Genomic DNA, 20,147 nt, shown 5'->3' with positions numbered 1-20,147 from the left:
ACAACCCCGAGGAGCACCGTGATCACCGAAGCCCTCTTCGAAGCCGAAGAGAAGATGGACAAGGCCGTCGACGTCGCTCGTGAGGATCTCTCCGGGATCCGCAGCGGCCGCGCGAACGCCGGGATGTTCAACAAGATCCTGGTCGACTACTACGGTGCCCCGACGCCGCTGCAGCAGCTCGCCTCGCTCACCATCCCGGAGGCCCGCACGGTGCTCATCAGCCCGTTCGACAAGTCGGCCATGGACGGCGTGCGCAAGGCCCTGCGCGAATCGGACCTGGGGGTCAACCCCTCGGACGACGGCCAGGTCATCCGGGTCGTGCTGCCCGCCCTGACCGAGGAGCGCCGCCGCGAGTACGTGCGCATGGCCAAGACCAAGGGGGAGGACGCCCGGGTCTCCGTGCGTAATATCCGCCGCCGCGCCAAGGAGGAGCTCGACCGCATCGGCAAGGACGGCGACGCCGGTGAGGACGAGGTGAACCGCGCCCAGTCCGAGCTCGACGCCCTGACCAAGAAGCACGTCGACCTCATCGACTCGATGCTCGCCGGCAAGGAGAAGGAACTCCTCGAGGTCTGAGGGCCACCGAGGAGAACCGGAGGCGTCCATGGCAGCATCGGGGCACCCCACCCGCCGCGACCGCAGGGCCGCCGAGCGGGCGGCCGAACGTGCCCACGATCCGGCCGACCCGCCGGACCCGACCGAGCCGACGGACCCGACCGAGCCGACGGATCCGACCGATCCGACCGAGCTGGCCGACCCCTCTGACCCCGACCCCTCTGACCCGGCACACCCCACGGATCCGGCTGACCCCACTCGACCCGCCGACCCGACCCGGCCCGCCGACCCCACTGAACCCACCGACCCGACCGAGCCCACTGCCCGGGCCCCGCGCAAGGCCGGCCGGAACCTGCCCGCGGCGCTGGCGGTGGCCGCGGTGCTCATCGCGGTGGTCGGGGTGGGACTGTTCGTGCCGTTCGGGTCCCCGCCGAAGCCGTGGGGCTTCGTGGCCCTCGTGCTGGCGGGCTGCCTCGGCGGGCTGTGGGAGTTCTCTCGGGCGGTGCGCACCCGGGGCATCGAGCTCCCGCTGGCGCCGCTGTGGGTCGGGGCCGTGGGAATCCTCGTCTCGGCCTACACCGCCGGCACCGAGGCGCTGCTCGTCGCCTTCGTGCTCACCGCCGGGGGAGTGCTCATCTGGCGGGTCCTCGACGGCGGGGGCCCGCTCGCGCTGCGGGACGCGACCGTGGCGATCCTCGCGGCGGCCTACATCCCCTTCCTCGCCGGCTTCCTCCTGCTCATGCTCGGCCAGTCCCAGGGGCCCGAGCGCGTGCTCGTGTTCCTCGCGCTCGTCATCGCCAACGACACGGGCGGCTACATCGCGGGCGTGCTCTACGGCCGCCATCCCCTCGCCCCGACCGTCAGCCCGAAGAAGTCCTGGGAGGGCTTCGCCGGATCCGTCGTGCTCGCCGGCCTCGTCGGCGTGGCCGGCGCGCTCTTCCTCCTCGACCTCCCCTGGTACGTGGGCCTCGTGCTCGCCGCCGTCGCGGTCGCGGCGGCCACCCTCGGCGACCTGTCCGAGTCGCTCATCAAGCGTGACCTCGGGGTCAAGGACATGGGATCCCTCCTGCCCGGCCACGGCGGGATCCTCGACCGGGTCGACTCGATCCTCATCGCCGCCCCGGTCGTGTTCACCGCGATGCTCCTCACCCTCGGCGGCTGACCGTGTGCCGCCGCCCGGTCCGCACCCGCAGTGCGAATCTGAAAGAATGCCCGCAATGACCTCCCAGCGCCAAGTCCTGCCCGCCCACGAGAAGGCGACGCTCCCGAAGCCGACCCTGAGCTTCTCCGTGCCCCGCCGCGGCAAGCCGCCGCGGCACCTGGCGGACCTCACCCTCGACGAACGCGTCACCGCCCTGCGCGACCTCGGTTTCCCCGGCTACCGGGCCCGACAGATCTCCACCCACTACTTCGAGCATCTCACCCGGGATGCGGCCGACATGACCGACATCCCGGCCGCGATGCGCGAGGCGGCCATCGACGAACTGGTGCCCGACCTCCTGGGCGAGGTGCGTCGTCTCGAAGCGGACGGCGGGGCCACGGTCAAGACCCTGTGGAGCCTGTTCGACGGGGTCAAGGTCGAATCCGTGCTCATGGGGTATCGCGATCGCGCCACGCTGTGCGTCTCGAGCCAGGCCGGCTGCGGGATGGCCTGCCCGTTCTGCGCGACCGGTCAGATGGGCCTGACCCGCAACCTCTCGCCCGCGGAGATCGTCGAACAGGTGCGCCAGGCCGCCCGGATGTGCCGCGACGGGGAGCTCGCGCGCGGGCCGAGCCGGCTGAGCAACATCGTGTTCATGGGCATGGGCGAGCCGATGGCCAACTACAAGTCGATCATGGCGGCCGTGCGCCGGATGGTCGCGCCGAGCCCCGAGGGCTTCGGCATGTCCGCCCGCAACATCACGGTCTCGACCGTGGGCCTCGTGCCGGCGATGCGCAAGCTCGCGGACGAGGGGATCCCCGTGACCCTCGCGCTCTCGCTGCACGCCCCCGACGACGAGCTGCGCGACGAGCTCATCCCGATCAACTCGCGCTGGAAGGTCGGCGAGGCGCTCGACGCGGCGCGCCACTACTTCGAGGTGACCGGCCGGCGCGTGAGCATCGAGTACGCGCTCATCAAGGACATGAACGACCACGCCTGGCGCGCCGACCTGCTCGGCAAGGAGTTGAACGACCGCGGCCACGGCTGGGCCCACGTCAACCCGATCCCGCTCAATCCGACCCCGGGTTCGATCTGGACGGCGAGTGAGAAGCACGTGGAGGAGGAGTTCGTGGCACGGTTGCGGCATGCGGGCATCGCGACCACGGTGCGGGACACCCGCGGCAGCGATATCGACGGCGCCTGCGGACAACTGGCCGCGGAGGTGCGGGAGTCGGCCGCGCCGGCAGGTGCCGACCGGCCCGGCACGGCGAGCGACGAGGAGCAGTAGATGGCGCAGATGTTCCCCCGGGTGTCCGGGACCTCGACGGGCTACGAGCGCGCCCAGGTCGACGAGTTCTTCGCCGAGGCGCGCGCCGCCTACGAGGGCGGCACCGGCATGAGTGCGGACGACGTCCGGCGGGCTGCGTTCGACCTGGTCCGGGGCGGTTATCGCCCGGGCGCGGTGGACGCCGCCCTCGACCGGCTCGAGAACGCGTTCATCCAGCGCGAGCGCACCGCCTTCATGGAGACGCACGGCCAGGACGCGTGGATGGCGGACGTCGCCCAGCGCGCCACCGTGCTCTACCCGCGGCTCAACCGGCCCGCGGGGGAGCGGTTCGCGCAGCCGCGGCGCGGGCGGGGCTACGACCGGGCCGGGGTCGACGCCGTGCTCGACCGGCTCGTCGACTACTTCGACTCGGGCCGGGCCCTGTCCGCGACGGATCTGCGCACGGTCACATTCGCCTCGGCGCGCCGGCCCCACGCCTACGACGAGGGCCCGGTGGACGCGTTCCTCGACCGCGCCGTCGACATCCTCCTCGCCGTCGAATGACCCGGTCGGTCACACTCCTCGGGAGCACGGGATCCATCGGGACCCAGACCCTCGAGGTCATTGCGGCCAACCCGGATCGGTTCACGCTCACGGCCCTGGCCGCCGGCGGGGCGAACCTCGAGCTCGCGGCCCGGCAGGCGGTCCGGTTCGGGGTCGAGGCGCTCGCCCTCGCCCGGGGCGACCGCGCCGAGGCGGCGGACGCGCTCGACCGGGCCCGCCGCGACCTCGGGCGCTCGGCCCGCCCGGAGGTGCTCGTGGGGGCCGAGGCGGCGACGAGGATCGCGGGTGCGGGCATGGACGTCGTGCTCAACGGGATCACGGGCTCGGTCGGGCTCGGGCCCACGCTCGCCGCGCTGGGTGCCGGATCGACCGTCGCCCTGGCCAACAAGGAGTCCCTCGTCACCGGGGGCGCGCTCGTTCGGGCCGCCCGGAGCCGGCCCGACCAGATCGTGCCGGTCGACTCGGCGCACTCCGCCATCGCCCAGGTGCTGCGTTCGGGCCGTACCGAGGAGGTCGCCCGGCTCGTGCTCACGGCCTCGGGCGGGCCGTTCCGCGGCCGCGCGCGGGAGGAGTTGGGCGGGGTGACGCCCGAGCAGGTCCTCGCCCACCCGACCCGGCGAACGGGACCGGCGGTCGCCACGAACACGGCCACGCTCGTCGACCAGGGGCTGGGACTCGTCGAGGCGCAGCTGCTCTTCGACCTGCCGCTCGACCGGATCGCCACGGTCGTGCACCCGCAGTCGATCGTGCACTCGATGGTCGAGTTCGTCGACGGCTCGACCACCGCGCTGGCCTCCCCGCCCGACATGCGGCTGCCGATCGGGCTCGGCCTCGGCTGGCCGGACCGCGTCGCGGGCCTCGTCCAGCCCTGCCGGTGGGAGGAGGAGACGACGTGGACGTTCGAACCCGTCGACTCCGACACCTTCCCGGCGATCGGGCTGTGCCGCGCCGCCGCGTCGGCCTCGGCCTCGCATCCGGCCGTGCTCAACGCCGCCAACGAGGAGTGCGTCGCCGCGTTCCTGGCCGGGCGGCTCCCCTTCCCGAGGATCACCCGGGTCATCGCCCACGTGCTCGACGATCACGACGGCGTCGACGCCGCCGCACTCGACCTGGTCGGGCTCGAGGAGATCGAGGAGTGGGGGCGGGGCCGCGCGCGGGACCTCATCGCCGCCGGCTCGCACAGATGATCCACGACTGATCCGCGACTGATCCACGTCTGATCCACACCTGATCCACCGGGCCTCCGCGTCGCGGCGCCGCCGGCCACGGCCGCGGCGCCTACGATGGGTCAGTGATGTTCTGGTTCGGTGTCCTGGTGATCGCTGTCGGCCTGGTGATCTCGATCGCCCTGCACGAGATCGGGCACCTGCTGCCCGCGAAGAGGTTCGGGGTCAAGGTCCCGCAGTACTTCGTCGGCTTCGGACCCACCCTGTGGTCCACCCGGCGCGGCGAGACCGAGTACGGCGTCAAGGCCGTCCCGCTCGGTGGTTTCGTGCGCATGATCGGCATGTTCCCGCCGAATGGCCGCCAGGGCGAGCCGAGACGGGGACTGCGCGGCTGGATGGACCGGGTCTCCGAGGACGCCCGCTCCTACAGCGCCCAGGAGGTCGATCCGGGGGACGAGCACCGCACCTTCTACTCGCTCAGCACCCCCAAGAAGCTGGCGGTCATGTTCGGCGGCCCGGTGATGAACCTCGTCATCGCCGCCGTGCTGTTCACGATCGTCGTGGCCGGTCTCGGCACCGCGGTCGCCACGAACCGGGTCTCGGCGGTCTCGCCGTGTGTGAGCACGACGGGGGAGTGCACGGCCGAGGACCCCGCCTCCCCGGCGGCGACCGCCGGTCTCGAGGACGGCGACCGGATCGTCGCCTGGAACGGCGAGTCGATCGACGACTGGGCCGACCTCGTGGCGGCCATCTCGGCAGGCGGCGCCGATCCCGCCGAGGTGCGGGTCGAACGCGACGGCGGCGAGTTCACCACGACCATCACCCCGGTGATGACCACGCGGCCCGCGGCCGACGGCTCCGGCAGCGAGACCACGCCGATCGTCGGCATCACCGGCACGTTCGCCCTGCGGCCGCAGCCGCTGACCGAGGTTCCCGGCGTCGTCTGGCAGGTCACCGCCGGCACGGCGGAGATCGTCGTCCAGCTGCCGCAGCGCCTCTACGGGATCGCGACCGCGCTGTTCACCGACGCCCCGCGCGACCCCGGCGTCATGGGGCTCATCGGGGCCGGCCGCATCGCCGGCGAGATCGCCTCCGTCTCGGTCGATCAGTACGGCGCCAAGGAGCGCGCCGCCGATCTGCTCTCGCTGCTCGCCTCGCTCAACATCGCCCTCTTCGTGTTCAACATGATCCCCCTGCTCCCGCTCGACGGCGGACACATCGCCGGCGCACTGTTCGAGGGCACCCGGCGACGCTGGGCCGCCTGGCGCAGCCGCCCCGACCCGGGGCTGGTCGACACCGCCCGGCTCATGCCGCTGACCTACGCCGTGTTCACGGTGCTCCTGGGCATGACCGTGCTGCTCGCCGTCGCCGACATCGTCAAGCCCGTCACCCTCTAGATGGGATACTGAGCCCGTGAGCAGTCCGATCAGCCTCGGCACGCCGGTCGCGCGGGAGCGGCCGTTCGTGTCCGCGCCGCGCCGTGCGGCCGGGCGCGTCGCCCCCACCCGGGGCGCCGCCGACCTGGACGCGGCCGGTCCGAGCCCGTCGATCGCGGTCGGATAGCTCGTGCGTGCGTGGGGCCGGTCGGCCTCGAAGGTGACGACCGGCCGGGAGATCGATCCCGAGCTGATCGTCGCCTTCTGCGCCGCCCACCCGATCGAGACCGCCCTCATGGCCGAGCCGGTCCAGACCCTCCGCTGGTCGGGTGCGCTCGGCGAGTCGGTCCTGGTCGCGCGCGCGCCCGGCACCGGCGGCGAACTGTCGGCGGTCTGCTGGATCGGCGGCAACATCGTGCCGGTCGGCTTCACCCCCGAGCAGCTGGACGAGCTCGCCGGGCGGATCCGCCGGCGGGGCCGGCGGTTCTCCTCGATCGTGGGCCCGGCCGACCAGGTGCTCGGCCTGTGGGAGCGGCTGCGCGACCAGCGCTGGCCGGTCCGGGAGATCCGCAGCGATCAGCCGTCGCTGCTCATCGACCACGATCCGATCGTGCCGCCCGACCCGAGCGTCCGGCCCGCGACGATGGCCGAGTTCGACCTCCTCCTCCCGGCCGCGGTCGCGATGTTCACCGAGGAGGTCGGCTACTCCCCGCTCGGGGTCGCGGGGGCGTACGAGCGGCGCGTGCGGGAGCTGATCGCCGGGGGGCGTTCGCTCGTGCGGATCGACGACGGCCCGCGTGGCCGGGAGGTCGTGTTCAAGGCCGACCTGGGTACCCTCGGCTTCGGGGTCACCCAGGTGCAGGGGGTCTGGATCCACCCCGCCTACCGTGGTCGATCCCTCGCCGCCCCGGCCGTGTCGGCGGTGATCGAGTACGCGCGCCGGCAGATCGCCCCGACCGTCTCGCTGTACGTCAACTCCTACAACGGCAGGGCGCTGGCGACATACGAGCGGGTGGGCTTCGAGCGCATCGGCACGTTCGCCTCCGTGCTCTTCTGACGGCGCGCGCCCGGCAGCCGCGGCCCCGACGGCCTCCCCGGATCCACTAGACTTCCGGCGTGCTCATGCGGATGTCTTCCCTCTTTGTCCGAACCCTGCGCGAGGCCCCGGCCGACGCGGAGGTCGCCAGCCACTCCTGGCTCGTGCGCGCCGGCTACGTGCGCCGCGCCGCCCCCGGGATCTACACGTGGCTGCCGCTGGGGCTGCGGGTGCTGGGCAAGATCGAGGCGATCGTGCGGGAGGAGATGAACCGTGCGGGCGCCCAGGAGGTGCACTTCCCGGCGCTGCTGCCGCGGGAGCCGTACGAGGCCACCGGGCGCTGGACCGAGTACGGGCCGAACCTGTTCCGCGTCAAGGACCGCCGGGACAACGACCTGCTCCTCGCGCCCACGCACGAGGAGATGTTCACGCTGCTCGTCGCCGATCTCTACTCCTCCTACAAGGACCTGCCGCTCACGCTCTTCCAGCTGCAGACGAAGTACCGCGACGAGGCCCGCCCCCGCGCGGGGCTCCTGCGCGGGCGAGAGTTCATCATGAAGGACGCCTACTCCTTCGACGTCGACGACGAGGGCCTGGCGGCCTCCTACGACGCCCAGCGCGCCGCCTACGAGCGCATCTTCACCCGGCTCGGCCTCGAGTACGCCATCGTCTCGGCGACCGCCGGGGCCATGGGCGGCTCGCGCAGCGAGGAGTTCCTGCACCCGAGCCCGATCGGCGAGGACACGTTCGTCCGCTCACCCGGCGGCTACGCGGCGAACGTCGAGGCCGTCACCACCCCGGTCCCGCCCGCCGTCGACGCGTCCGGCGAACCCGCGCCGATCGTGCACGACACCCCCGCCGCCGCCACGATCGAGGCCCTCGTGGACTCGGCCAACGAACTCTTTCCGCGCGCCGACCGGCCCTGGACGGCGGCGGACACGCTCAAGCACGTGCTCGTGACCGCCGTGCACCCCGACGGCGACCGCGAGGTCCTCGCGATCGGACTGCCCGGCGACCGCAACGTCGACGGCAAGCGGCTCGAGGCGGCCCTCTATCCGGCCGAGGCCGAGACCGCGACCGAGGCGGACCTGCGCACCCGGCCCGAGCTCGTGCCCGGCTACGTCGGCCCGCAGGTGCTCGGTCCCAACGCCCCGGAACGTGCGGACGACGCCCCCTCGCCCGTGCGGTACCTGCTCGATCCGCGGGTGGTCGACGGCACGGCCTGGGTGAGTGGCGCGAACGTGCCGGGCCGGCACGTGGCCCACCTCGTCAAGGGCCGGGACTTCGGCGCGGACGGCGTGATCGACGTGGCCGAGGTCCGGGCCGGGGATCCCGCCCCGGACGGCTCCGGGCCGCTCGAACTGGCCCGCGGCATCGAGGTCGGACACATCTTCGCGCTCGGTCGCAAGTACGCCGAGGCGCTCGGCCTGAACGTGCTCGATCGCAACGGCAAGGCCGTCACCGTGACGATGGGCTCCTACGGCCTCGGCGTCACGCGTGTGCTCGCCGCCCTCGCCGAGAAGACCTGCGACGACGCGGGCCTGGCCTGGCCCGTCGACGTCGCCCCGTTCCACGTGCACGTCGTGGCCACGGGCAAGGACGCGGCGGTCTTCGACACCGCGGCCGATCTCGCCGGCCGGCTCGACGCGGCCGGGCTCGAGGTGCTCTACGACGACCGACCCAAGGTCTCCCCGGGGGTCAAGTTCGCCGATGCCGAGATCCTCGGAGTGCCCTTCATCCTCGTCGTCGGGCGCGGGCTGGCGAGCGGGGTGGTGGAGGTGCGCACGCGCGCGAGCGGCGACCGGGTCGAGCTCGCGCCGGAGGCGGCCGTCACGGAGTTGATCGATCGGGTTCGCTCGGCCCTGGCCCACTGAGCAGGCCCGGCCACGGGCCGCCGACCACGGCCCCGCCATGGGTGCCGAAGTACGCCGTCCACGCCTGGTCGAGCGCGGCGGCCCGCTCCGGGCCGCGGCTCTCCTGCGCCGCGGCGATCCAGGCCGCGACGAGTTCCCCCTGGCGCAGCCGGATCGCCGTGTCCACCCCATCCGCGCCGATCGCGTAGGCGGGTCGGCGCGGGTCGGCGTCGGTGCCCGCGGCCGCTGCGATCATCGTGCGCGCCGCCGCCCGATGGTCCGCTGCGCGGGCGGCGAGGGCCTCCTGCTCCTCGCCGTCCGCCTGCGCCGCGGCGATCTCGCCCAGGTACCCGATCGCGTCGAGGTGGGCGATGATCGAATCCTTGGTCGCGCCGTCGTTGAGGTTCACCGGTGCGAGCGGGGCCGGGCAGACCGGCCCGCAGTCGAGGCCGAGGAGGTCGCGGCCCGCGCCGACCATCGCCTGCCGGGTCACGAGCATCGATCCGACGGTCGAGATCCAGCCCTCCGGCAGGTCCTGCTCGGCCAGGTCGGCGAGCTCGGTCAGGGAGGCGGTCAGCTCAGCGACCGCGGCCTCGGGCGAGAGCACGGCCGGTTCTGTGGATTCCGTCGGCTCCGTCGGGTCGACCGGGTCGGTCGGGTCGCCGGAGCCGGCAGGGTCGGCAGGGTCGTGCGTGTCCGTCGCGGGGCGCGGCGGGGGAGTCCAGACCCCGCCCAGGTCCCCGGCCTGCTCCGAACCGATGTCCGAGACGAGCCCGAAGAGGTCCGCCGGGCCCGGCCCCTCGGCCGCATTCGCCGAGGTGGCCTCGACCCGGCTCGTGACGTCCGCCACGCCCGTGGCGTTGCGCGCGAGCAGCTGCCGGAGCTGCTCGACGGCGTCGGGGGACGGGATCGGCGCGGGGGGCGAGCCGATCCGCACCCCGCAGCCGGCTGACAGGGCGGCGATCGCCACCCCGGCGGTCAGGGTGGCGAGGGCCCGGCGGATGGTCATGACGTTGATCGTGCCACGTCCTCGGCCTAGGCTGGTGCACTGCCGCCACGGGTGGGTCGCACGCGCGACCGCGAGACAACTACACAAGGAGGAGCCATGGCCGCCGAACGCGCGGACCTTCGGACCGCATTGACCAGCGTGCTCACGCCGGTGGTCGCCCACGCCGGACTCTTCCTCGAGGACGTCGCCCTGACCGGACCCGCGAAACACCGCACGCTCCGGGTGATCGTCGACCTGCCCGACGGCCCGGGCGGGGTCGACTCCGACCGGCTCGCCGACGTCACCCGCGCCGTGTCGGGGGCCATGGACGACGTCGCCGACCGCATCCCCGGCAGCTACACCCTCGAGGTCACGACCGCGGGCGCGGATCGGACCCTCACGACCGCCCGGCACTTCCGGCGCGCCGAGGGCCGCTCCGTCACCCTCACCACAGAGGACGGTTCCGTCACCGGCCGGGTCGTGGCCGCCGACGACGCGCAGGTCGTGCTGCGCACCGAGGCGGGCGAGACCGCCGTCGCCCTCGCGACCGTGCGCAGTGGCCGCATCAACCTGGACTTCCGCCCCGCCGCGGATCACGCCTGAGGAGGCCGTCATGGAAATCGATATGACCACGCTCAGGCTGGTCGAGTCGGAACGGGACATCCCGCTCGAGGCGCTCGCCTCGGCGATCGAGCAGGCCCTCGAACTGGCCTACCTCAAGACCCCGTACGCCTTCCCGCACGCCCGGGTGGAACTCGACCGTCGCAGCGGACGCGTGACCGTGTACGCGCGCGAGGAGGAGGACCCGTCGTCCCCCGAATTCGACGACACCCCGGACGACTTCGGGCGCATCGCCACCTCGACGGCCCGCCAGGTCATCATGCAGCGTCTGCGCGACGCGGAGGACGACCTGGTGCTCGGCAACTTCCGGGGGAAGGAGGGCGACATCCTCGCCGGGGTGATCCAGCAGGGCCCCGATCCCCGGACCGTGCTCGTCGACGTCGGCGGGGTCGAGGCCGTCCTGCCCGCCACCGAGCAGGTCCCCACCGAGACCTACGTCCACGGCGAACGGATCCGCGTGTACGTGGTGGAGGTCTCCCGCGGCATGAAGGGACCCCACATCACGGTCTCGCGCACCCACCCGAACCTCGTGCGCCGGCTCTTCGCGATGGAGGTGCCCGAGATCGCCGACGGCTCCGTGGTCATCGGCGCGCTCGCGCGTGAAGCCGGACACAGGAGCAAGATGGCCGTCTCCTCGACCGTCGCCGGCCTCGGCGCGAAGGGCGCCTGCATCGGCCCGCTCGGGCAACGGGTGCGCGCCGTCATGAGCGAACTGCGCGGGGAGAAGATCGACATCGTCGATTTCAGCGAGGATCCCAAGGTCTTCGTGGCCGCGGCGCTCTCCCCGGCCCGAGTCGACTCGGTCGAGATCGTCGACGCCGCGGAGCGTTCGGCACGCGTCGTCGTACCCGACTTCCAGCTCTCACTGGCGATCGGGAAGGAAGGACAGAACGTCCGTCTCGCCGCTCGACTCACCGGCTGGCGGATCGACATCCACCCCGACGTGGAGGCCTGAGCGAAGCGGGGTATACACTGGCCCACGGGCCGACGCCCGGTCATCCAGCGTTCACGAGCCTTCGGCGCTCGCACCGTACTCGAGAGGTTCGATCGATGAGTACTCACGTGCCGATACGTTCGTGCGTGGGATGCCGGACGAAGGACCGCAGGTCCGCCCTGGTACGCCTGGTGATCGATCACCGGTCCGACGACCATCCGGTCGTCACCGTCGATCGTTCCGCCTGCGCCCCGGGTCGGGGAGTGTGGGTGCACGAGCACCCACGTTGCCTGGACCGCGCCCTCACCACCCGGGCCTTCCCCCGGGGACTGCGGACCACCCGAGCGGTGGACCTCAGCCAGGTGACGGAGTGGCTCCACACCATCCGTCGTTGATCAAGAAAGCGGGTTAGAAGCCGATGGGCCCCCGATGAGTTCCCAGCGATGAATCACCACTAGCGACGGTCCGTTCCTGTCCGGGCGGACCTGGACAGGAGAGTTGTGTCACGAGTCCGCGTTCACGAGCTCGCCAAAGAGCTCGGCGTTGACAGCAAGACTGTGATGGCCAAATTGGAGCAGCTGGGCGAGTTCGTCAAGTCCGCCTCCTCCACGATCGAAGCCCCCGTTCAGCGGCGGCTCCGTGAGGCCTTCCCCGATCAGCCGGCGGCTGCGCCGGCTAAGAAGAAGACCCCCAAGGCGACCCCGGCCGAGAAGCCGGCCACAGCCGGTGCGGCCGCCGCACCGACCAAGCCGGCCACGTCGAGTGAGCCGAGTGGGCAGAGCGCGCCGGCGACCCCGAGCGGATCGGCCACCGCCGACGCGGAGGCCCCGGCGGCGCCGAAGCCCGGTGCAGTCAAGGCCGGTGCCGTCAAGCCCGGCCCCAAGGCTCCGGAACCCGCGGCGCCCGTGCCACCGGTCCCCGGCCCCAAGGCTCCCGAGCCCGCGGCACCGGCCCAGTCGGCACCGGCCCAACCGTCGGCACCGGCCGCTCCGGTCGCGAAGCCCGCCGCCGGCGAGACGCCGGCAGCGCCGTCCGATCAGGGTGAGGCGGCGGCCCGCCCGGCCCCGCGTCCCGGGCCCAAGCCCGCGCCCAAGCCCGCGGGGCGTCCGGGGAACAACCCGTTCGCCTCGAGCCAGGGCATGCCCCGTCCGGGGCAGCGTCCCGGCGGCGGCGGCCGCTCCGGTGGCGGACCGCGCCCCGGCGCGCCTCGCCCGGGGAACAACCCGTTCGCCTCGAGCCAGGGCATGCCCCGTCCGGGGCAGCGTCCAGGTCCTCGCCCCGGTGGCACCGGTGGAGCGGGTGGCACGGGTGCCGGAGCCGGAGCGGCGGGACCGCGTCCCGGCGGGCCGCGCCCGAGCCCCGGCATGATGCCCGGCCGCTCGAGTGTGGGCCGCCCGGGTGCCACGAACGCCGGTGGCGGTCGCGGCGGCGGTGCCGGTCGCGGTGCCGGCGGCGGCGGCGGTCGCAGCGGCGGTCCCGGTCGTCCCGGTGGTGGCGGCGGCTTCGGTGGCCGCGGCGGCGGTCGCGGTGGCCGTGGCTCCACGCAGGGAGCGTTCGGTCGTTCCGGCGGCCGTCCGGTTCGCGGGCGCAAGTCGAAGCGCGCGAAGCGGCAGGAGTTCGAACAGCAGTCCGCGCCGTCGATCGGCGGCGTCCAGGTTCCCCGTGGGAACGGTTCGACCGTCATCCGCATCCGCGCCGGCGCCTCCCTCATGGACTTCGGCGACCGGATCGACGCGAACCCCGCGAGCCTGGTGCAGGTGCTCTTCCACCTGGGAGAGATGGCCACCGCCACGCAGTCCCTCGACGAGGACACCTTCCAGACCCTCGGCAGCGAACTCGGGTACGTCATCGAGATCGTGTCGCCGGAGGAGGAGGACAAGGAGCTCCTCGGGAGCTTCGACATCGACCTCGAGGCGGAAGAGGCGGCCGAGACCGACGAGGACCTGCAGGCGCGCCCGCCGGTCGTCACGGTCATGGGCCACGTCGACCACGGTAAGACCGCCACGCTGGACGCCATCCGTCACACCGACACGGCGACCCGCGAGGCCGGTGGCATCACCCAGCACATCGGTGCCTACCAGGTCCACGCCGAGCACGAGGGCCTCGAACGCGCGATCACCTTCATCGACACCCCCGGTCACGAGGCGTTCACCGCCATGCGTGCCCGCGGCGCCCAGGTGACCGACATCGCGATCCTCGTGGTCGCGGCCGATGACGGCGTCATGCCCCAGACGGTCGAGGCTCTCAACCACGCACAGGCGGCGAACGTTCCGATCGTCGTCGCGGTGAACAAGGTGGACAAGCCCGACGCGAATCCGGACAAGATCCGGGCGCAGCTCACCGAGTACAACCTCGTGGCGGAGGAGTACGGCGGCGACACCATGTTCGTCGACGTCTCCGCCAAGCAGCGCACGGGCATCGACGACCTCCTCGAGGCCGTCCTGCTCACCGCCGACGCCGCCCTCGACCTGCGGGCCAACCCCGACAAGGACGCCCGCGGCGTCGCCATCGAGGCGAACCTCGACAAGGGCCGCGGAGCGGTCGCCACGGTGCTCGTGGAATCGGGCACCCTGCACGTCGGCGACGCGATCGTCGCCGGCACCGCCCACGGCCGTGTCCGGGCCATGTTCGACGAGCACGGTGAGTCCCTGACCGAGGCCGGTCCCGCGCGGCCGGTCCAGGTCCTCGGCCTCACGTCGGTCCCGGGAGCCGGGGACAGCTTCCTCGTCGCGCCCGACGACCGCACCGCCCGGCAGATCGCCGACAAGCGGGAGGCCGCCGAGCGTGCCGCGATGCTGGCCAAGCGTCGTAAGCGCGTCTCCCTCGAGGACTTCACCGAGCACCTCGAGGCCGGCAAGGTCGACACGCTCAACCTGGTGCTCAAGGGCGACGTCTCCGGTGCCGTCGAGGCACTCGAGGACGCCCTGCTCAAGATCGATGTGGGCGACGAGGTCGCGCTGCGGATCATCCACCGCGGTGTCGGTGCGATCACGCAGAACGACGTCAACCTCGCCACGGTCGACAGCGCCGTGATCCTCGGGTTCAACGTCCGTACCGCCGAGCGGGTGGCCGAACTGGCCGACCGCGAGGGGGTCGAGATCAAGTACTACTCGGTCATCTACCAGGCGATCGACGAGATCGAGAGCGCGCTCAAGGGCATGCTCAAGCCCGAGTACGAGGAGGCCCAGCTGGGCTCCGCCGAGGTTCGGCAGGTGTTCCGCTCCTCCAAGGTCGGTTCGATCGCCGGGTCGATCGTGCGCTCCGGCACGATCAAGCGCGGCACGAAGGCCCGCCTCCTGCGCGACGGCGTGGTCCTGGCCGACAACCTCACCATCTCCTCGCTCCGGCGGGAGAAGGACGACGTCACCGAGGTCCGCGAGGGCTTCGAATGCGGTATCGGCCTCGGCCACCGCGACATCATCGAGGGGGACGTCATCGAGACGTTCGAGATGCGCGAGATCCCGCGCGACTGACCGTCCGCGGCGTCATCGCCTCAGGGTCCCGGCCACTAGGCTGGGGCCCTGAGGCGCCTCCCGGGCCGGCCGGCGTGCCGGCGGCCCACCCACACACGGCCCATCACACTCCCCGCGCGGGTCGCGCGGGGGCCGAGAGCAGGAGAAGGAACATGGCCGATCACCCCCGCGCCCGTAAGCTCGGTGAGCGTATCCACCAGATCGTCGCCCAGATGCTCGACACCCGGATCAAGGACCCGCGCCTCGGCTTCATCACCGTGACGGACGTGCGCGTGACCGGGGACCTCCAGCACGCCACCGTGTTCTACACCGTCTACGGCGACGAGACCGACCGTGCGAGCACCGCCGCGGCGCTCGAATCGGCCAAGGGCCTCATCCGATCCGAAGTCGGCAAGCAGACGGGCGTGCGGCTCACCCCCACGCTCGAGTTCACCGTCGACTCCATCCCCGAGACCGCCGCCCACCTCGACTCGGCCCTCGCGCGGGCGGCCGCCCACGACGCCGAGGTGGCGAAGCTGCGCGAACGAGCGGGCTACGCCGGCGACGCCGATCCCTACCGGACCCCCCGCGCCGAGTCCCCCACGGACGAGGCACCCTGAACGCCCCCGACGGCCTGCTCCTGCTCGACAAGCCGGCGGGCCTCACCTCCCACGGCGCCGTCGCCCGCACGCGGCGCGCCCTGGGGACCCGCAAGGTCGGACACGCCGGCACCCTCGATCCGATGGCCACGGGCCTGCTCGTGCTCGGCATCGGGCGTGCCACCCGGCTGCTCACCTATATCGTCGGCGTGGACAAGACCTATACGGCCACCATCCGGCTCGGCCAGGGCACGAACACCGACGACGCCGAGGGGGAGGCGACCTCCTCCCCGGGCGCCCGCCTCGCCGCCGGCCCGGAGCGCGTCGTCCGGCTCGAGCCGGACGGGATCGAGGCCGTCGCCGCGGGGCTGCGCGGACCGATCGAGCAGGTTCCGAGCGCGGTCTCGGCCATCAAGGTCGACGGCAAGCGCGCCTACGCCCGGGTGCGCGCGGGGGAGGAGGTCGCCCTGCCTGCCCGGCCCGTGACGATCCACCGGTTCGCGCTGGCCGAGCCCCGCGCGTCGGTCGCCGCCGACGGCACACCGGTCGTCGACGTCGACGCCGTGATCGACTGCTCCTCCGGCACCTACGTGCGCGCCCTCGCCCGGGATCTCGGCGCCCGACTCGGCTGCGGCGGCCACCTCACCGCGCTGCGGCGCACCCGGGTCGGACCCTTCGACCTCGACCCCGAACCCACCGCCACGGCTGCCCGAACTGCGGCGGTCCGCGCCGACGACACCCTGCCCCGGACCGCCCCGGATGCGCTGCTGAGCGTGACCACTGCGCTGCGGCTGCTCTTGCCCGCCCGCGAGCTGACCGAGGGCGAGGCCCGGGCCGTCCGCTACGGCCAGTCACTCGCGGCGGGCGGCATGGCCGAGCTCGCCGGCGCGTTCGACCCGGCCGGGCGCGGGATCGCCGTGCTGAGCCTCGACGGTGAGCGGGCCCGCCCCGTGCTCGTGCTCGACCCGGCCTGATCCCCGGGGCGCGGGCCACTCTCCCCGCTCGGTTCCGGTCCGCCGGGCGACACCGAGAGGCCGGTTTGATAGTCTCGATTCGGTAACGATCGGTCGATCCGCGCGCAGGATCGTGGTGCGGCCGGTCGTCCGCCCGAGACGCCGACCCAGGGGAGAACGTGGCAGCAGCACCGAGGACAGCGGGCCTCCGCGACCCCGGAGGCGACGTCGGCCTGGCATCGGGCGCATCCGGGGTACCTGCGGCGAGCAGCCCGAGCGACCGGTCACGGCCGAGCGGGCGGCGAGCTGCGTCGTCCACACGCGCGCGCTTCCAACCGGAGATCCAGGCGCTGCGGGCGCTCGCGGTGCTCGCCGTCATGGCCTATCACTTCCGCCCGGGCGCCCTGCCGGGCGGCTACGTCGGCGTCGACATCTTCTTCGTCATCTCCGGCTACCTCATCACCGGGCTGATGATCCGCGAGATCGCCCGCGAGGGCCGGCTGAGCTTCCGCGGCTTCTACGGCCGGCGCATCCGGCGGATCCTGCCCGCGGCGAGCGCCGCGCTGGCCGCGATCACGGTCGCCGGCGTGCTCATCCTGCCGATGAACCGGTGGACCGACCTCGGCCACGAGGCGCTCGCCACGACGTTCTTCGGCCAGAACTGGTATCTGGCCCATCAGTCCGTCGACTACCTCGCCGAAGGGGCTGCGGCGAGCCCGCTGCAGCACTACTGGAGCCTGTCGGTCGAGGAACAGTTCTACTTCGTGTGGCCCGCGCTGCTCGTGGCCTCGATCGCCGCGGCCACGTGGTGGCGCCGGCGGCGGGGGCACGGACCGGCCTCGCCGCGGCTCGTCGCCGGCGTCGTGCTGTGGGCGGTCGTCGCGGGCAGCGGCGCCTACAGCGCCCTCCAGGTGATCGCCGGGGATCCGGCGGCCTACTTCGTCACCCCCGCCCGCGCCTGGGAGCTCGCCCTCGGCGGCCTGGTCGCCGTGCACTGGCCGCAGCTCCAGCGACTCGCGCGCGGCCCCCGTCGGGGCGGGGCCTGGCTCGGATCGGGGACGGCGCTCGTCGCCTTCGCGCTCGTGACCTACGACGCCGCCACGCCGTTCCCCGGCGTCGCGGCGCTCGCGCCGACCGTCGGCACCGCGGCGATGATCCTCGGGGCGAACCGGTGGATCGAGGCCAGGCCGGACGGCGCCCTCGCGCACCTGATCGGCGCCCGCAGCGTGCAGTGGTGCGGCGACGCCTCCTATTCCCTCTACCTGTGGCATTGGCCGGTCGTCGTGTTCCTGCCCTACCTGTTTCCCGGGGTGAGCCCGGCGGTGGCGCTCGGGTTCGGGGTCGCGCTCGCATTCCTGCTCGGCGCACTCTCCCGCCATCTCGTGGAGCTGCCGTTCCTGCACCACACCTCCGCCAACACCGCCCTGCCGCGGCTCGTGGCCGTCGCCGCGGTGAGCATGTCGTTCACCGCGATCGCCGGCGCCGGCACGGTGGGCTGGTTCCACCACAGCAGCACGACCCTCCAGAGCGAGGCCCAGGCGCTCGAGTCGAATCCGCCGCGCGGTTTCGGATCCGAGTCGATCAGCCGCAGCGGATACCGCCCGTTCGTGCAGAACGCGGCCGGGATCGCGCCGACGCCCTCCCGGGCCCGCGAGGACCTGCCGGAGAGCGCCAAGGACGACTGCAAGTCCTCGATCGACGACCCGACCACGCCGCGCTGCGTCTTCGGCGACGAGGACGCGGGCACGACCGTCGTGCTCGTCGGCGACTCCCACACCGAGCAGTACCTGCCCGCGTTCCAGAAGATCGCCGAAGAGCAGAGCCTGCGCATCGTCACCTACCTGCACGCCTCGTGCCCGTTCAGCTTCGCCCAGCGGGAGTCCGACGCCACCCGCGGGGGCCCGTGCCTCGAGGCGAACCGGGCGACCCTGGCCGACATCGTCGACCGGGACGAGGCCGACCTGTTCGTCACCTCCAACCTCACCGACCACCCCTTCGTCGAGAGCGCGGACGTGCCGAGCCCCACGGACGGCTTCCGGCAGATGTGGAAGGACCTGCGCGCGGTCGCCCCCGTGGCGGTGTTGAGCGACAACCCGATGATGCTGCCCAAGGACGAGACCACGGAGTGCGTGCTCGAGAACCTGAACGATCCCGAGGACTGCGCGATCGACAAGGACGACGCGATGCCGCTCGACCGCCAGCGGGCGGCCGCCGCGGGCGATCCGGACGTCACCTGGGTCGACATGACCGGGCAGTACTGCACCGCGGACGAATGCCCGCCGGTCATCGGCAACGTGATGGTCTATCGCGACCAGCAGCACGTGACCGAGACCTACGCCCGCACCCTCGCCGACTACGTCTGGGGCCAGGTCGAGCCGCTGCTCGGCACGGGGGCGGCCGCCGGGTGAGGCCCGCCGGCGGTCGCGTGGGCGGGCGCCAATTCGCGCAGGCACCCGCCGTGGTGGCACGCTAGGACCGGCGAGAGCGAACTGGAGAGGCGGAACCGCGTGCAGATCTGGCGTGGACTGAAGGAGATCCCGGCGGATGTGGCCGGCGCCGGAACGGCGATCACCATCGGGAACTTCGATGGCGTGCACACCGGCCATGCCGCCGTGCTCGCGGCCACGGTGCGCGCCGCCCGCGAGCGGGGTGTCATGGCCGTGGCGATCACCTTCGATCCGCATCCGGCGCGCATCCATCGCCCCGAGGGCGCGCCCGTGCTGCTCACCGGGCTGGCCGACCGGCTCGACCTGCTCGCCGCGGCCGGCCTCGACGCCTGCCTCGTGATCCACTACACCCCGGCCTTCGCGGCCCAGAGCGCGGTGGCCTTCGCGCGCACCTACCTGCGCGACGGCCTCGGGGCGCGAGCGGTCGTGGTCGGGGAGGACATCCGGTTCGGCGCGGGGAACGAGGGGGACCGGGGCACGATGGCCGAGCTCGGAGGCGAGCTCGGCTTCGAGGTCGGGATCGTCACCGACGTGCCCGCCGACGGCTCCCACCGGCGCGCCTCCTCCACCTGGGTGCGCGAGCTCCTGGCCGCCGGAGCGGTGGCCGATGCGCGCCGCATCCTCGGGCGCTGGCACCGGATGCGCGGCGTCGTCGTCCACGGGCAGGCCCGCGGACGCGACCTCGGATTCCCGACGGCGAACCTCGCCCCGGACGCGAGCGGCACCATTCCAGCCGACGGCGTGTACGCCGGCTGGCTCACGACCGATTGGGGCAGCGGCACCTCCGAGCGGATGCCCGCGGCGATCTCCATCGGCACGAACCCGACGTTCTCCGGGATGGCCCGCGTGGTCGAGGCGCACGTGCTCGGGCGCACCGACCTCGAGCTCTACGGCCGGGAGATCGTCGTCGAGTTCGTGGCCCGGCTGCGACCCACCCTCAAGTTCGACGGCATCGACGAGCTCATCGCGCGGATGAACACCGACGTCGACCAGGCGGCCGATCTGCTCGGTGTCCCGCGGCCCTCGGTTCGGCCCTCGATCCAGCCGATCCAGCCCTCGATTCAGCCGACCCAGCCCAGGGCGAACCGCGCCTGAGCCGTGTGGGAGGGGCGCCTGCGCGGTGTGTGCGCCGTCTCAGTCGCCCGCCCGATACCCGGACGCCGCCGCCTGATACGATGGACGTTGCCGTTCGATC

The 20,147-nt window shown here is 72.9% G+C and carries 18 protein-coding genes; 17 read left to right on the top strand and 1 reads right to left on the bottom strand.

Going from position 1 to position 20,147, the window contains the following annotated elements; translation table 11 throughout:
- Window positions 1–18 precede the first annotated feature (18 nt).
- The 9 genes from frr (at window position 19) to GCG21_RS06135 (ending at window position 8,979) form a co-directional block, all read left to right on the top strand.
- The gene (gene frr, locus GCG21_RS06170) at window positions 19–576 is read left to right on the top strand and encodes a ribosome recycling factor (RefSeq protein WP_153878354.1); all 558 of its coding nucleotides are present in this window, start codon (window positions 19–21) and stop codon (window positions 574–576) included.
- A gap of 28 nt (window positions 577–604) precedes the next feature.
- Window positions 605–1,717 (top strand): phosphatidate cytidylyltransferase, encoded by a 1,113-nt coding sequence (locus tag GCG21_RS06165; RefSeq protein ID WP_152818384.1) that lies wholly within the window; start codon window positions 605–607, stop codon window positions 1,715–1,717.
- 55 nt (window positions 1,718–1,772) lie between these two features.
- A complete protein-coding gene (gene rlmN, locus GCG21_RS06160; protein WP_227993345.1) occupies window positions 1,773–2,984 on the top strand; it encodes a 23S rRNA (adenine(2503)-C(2))-methyltransferase RlmN in 1,212 nt (403 codons plus the stop codon).
- Window positions 2,985–3,527: a DivIVA domain-containing protein gene (locus GCG21_RS06155; protein WP_152818382.1), complete on the top strand. Its 543-nt coding sequence runs from the start codon at window positions 2,985–2,987 to the stop codon at window positions 3,525–3,527.
- Complete coding sequence (locus GCG21_RS06150) at window positions 3,524–4,714, top strand: 1-deoxy-D-xylulose-5-phosphate reductoisomerase (protein ID WP_152818381.1); 1,191 nt, start codon at window positions 3,524–3,526, stop codon at window positions 4,712–4,714. Before GCG21_RS06155 ends, GCG21_RS06150 begins: the two co-directional genes overlap by 4 nt.
- Before the next feature lie 107 nt (window positions 4,715–4,821).
- The gene (locus GCG21_RS06145; protein ID WP_152818380.1) at window positions 4,822–6,090 is read left to right on the top strand and encodes an RIP metalloprotease; all 1,269 of its coding nucleotides are present in this window, start codon (window positions 4,822–4,824) and stop codon (window positions 6,088–6,090) included.
- A 16-nt stretch (window positions 6,091–6,106) separates the two neighbouring features.
- Window positions 6,107–6,256 (top strand): hypothetical protein, encoded by a 150-nt coding sequence (locus GCG21_RS16180; RefSeq protein WP_194164963.1) that lies wholly within the window; start codon window positions 6,107–6,109, stop codon window positions 6,254–6,256.
- A gap of 3 nt (window positions 6,257–6,259) precedes the next feature.
- Complete coding sequence (locus tag GCG21_RS06140) at window positions 6,260–7,126, top strand: GNAT family N-acetyltransferase (protein WP_370517335.1); 867 nt, start codon at window positions 6,260–6,262, stop codon at window positions 7,124–7,126.
- A 71-nt stretch (window positions 7,127–7,197) separates the two neighbouring features.
- The gene (locus tag GCG21_RS06135) at window positions 7,198–8,979 is read left to right on the top strand and encodes a proline--tRNA ligase (RefSeq protein ID WP_227993343.1); all 1,782 of its coding nucleotides are present in this window, start codon (window positions 7,198–7,200) and stop codon (window positions 8,977–8,979) included.
- Here the strand turns inward: GCG21_RS06135 and GCG21_RS06130 are convergent.
- Window positions 8,936–9,967 carry a hypothetical protein gene (locus GCG21_RS06130; protein ID WP_152818379.1) on the bottom strand — a complete coding sequence of 344 codons (1,032 nt, stop codon included), beginning with the start codon at window positions 9,965–9,967 and terminating at the stop codon, window positions 8,936–8,938. The genes GCG21_RS06135 and GCG21_RS06130 overlap by 44 nt on opposite strands.
- A gap of 96 nt (window positions 9,968–10,063) precedes the next feature.
- On the opposite strand from GCG21_RS06130, the gene rimP reads away from it, so the two are divergent.
- The 8 genes from rimP (at window position 10,064) to GCG21_RS06090 (ending at window position 20,047) form a co-directional block, all read left to right on the top strand.
- Entirely contained in the window at window positions 10,064–10,549 is a 486-nt protein-coding gene (gene rimP, locus GCG21_RS06125; RefSeq protein WP_152818378.1) for a ribosome maturation factor RimP, read from the top strand.
- A gap of 10 nt (window positions 10,550–10,559) precedes the next feature.
- Complete coding sequence (nusA, locus tag GCG21_RS06120; RefSeq protein ID WP_152818377.1) at window positions 10,560–11,522, top strand: transcription termination factor NusA; 963 nt, start codon at window positions 10,560–10,562, stop codon at window positions 11,520–11,522.
- Window positions 11,523–11,617: 95 nt separating this feature from the next.
- Window positions 11,618–11,896 carry a YlxR family protein gene (locus tag GCG21_RS17215; protein WP_152818376.1) on the top strand — a complete coding sequence of 93 codons (279 nt, stop codon included), beginning with the start codon at window positions 11,618–11,620 and terminating at the stop codon, window positions 11,894–11,896.
- Window positions 11,897–12,001: 105 nt separating this feature from the next.
- The gene (gene infB, locus GCG21_RS06110; protein WP_370517334.1) at window positions 12,002–14,974 is read left to right on the top strand and encodes a translation initiation factor IF-2; all 2,973 of its coding nucleotides are present in this window, start codon (window positions 12,002–12,004) and stop codon (window positions 14,972–14,974) included.
- A gap of 152 nt (window positions 14,975–15,126) precedes the next feature.
- Window positions 15,127–15,573: a 30S ribosome-binding factor RbfA gene (rbfA, locus tag GCG21_RS06105; RefSeq protein WP_152818374.1), complete on the top strand. Its 447-nt coding sequence runs from the start codon at window positions 15,127–15,129 to the stop codon at window positions 15,571–15,573.
- On the top strand, window positions 15,570–16,526 hold the full coding sequence (truB, locus tag GCG21_RS06100) for a tRNA pseudouridine(55) synthase TruB (protein ID WP_152818373.1): 957 nt from the start codon (window positions 15,570–15,572) through the stop codon (window positions 16,524–16,526). Before rbfA ends, truB begins: the two co-directional genes overlap by 4 nt.
- 158 nt (window positions 16,527–16,684) lie before the next feature.
- Window positions 16,685–18,913: an acyltransferase family protein gene (locus tag GCG21_RS06095; RefSeq protein ID WP_152818372.1), complete on the top strand. Its 2,229-nt coding sequence runs from the start codon at window positions 16,685–16,687 to the stop codon at window positions 18,911–18,913.
- A 99-nt stretch (window positions 18,914–19,012) separates the two neighbouring features.
- Window positions 19,013–20,047 carry a bifunctional riboflavin kinase/FAD synthetase gene (locus GCG21_RS06090; RefSeq protein ID WP_370517333.1) on the top strand — a complete coding sequence of 345 codons (1,035 nt, stop codon included), beginning with the start codon at window positions 19,013–19,015 and terminating at the stop codon, window positions 20,045–20,047.
- Window positions 20,048–20,147 lie beyond the last annotated feature (100 nt).

The sequence above is a fragment of the Pseudactinotalea sp. HY160 genome (assembly GCF_009372055.1).
Lineage (GTDB): Bacteria > Actinomycetota > Actinomycetes > Actinomycetales > Beutenbergiaceae > HY158.
Note: the sequence above shows the minus strand (reverse complement) of the source record. Positions and strands in the feature narration are given on the sequence as shown.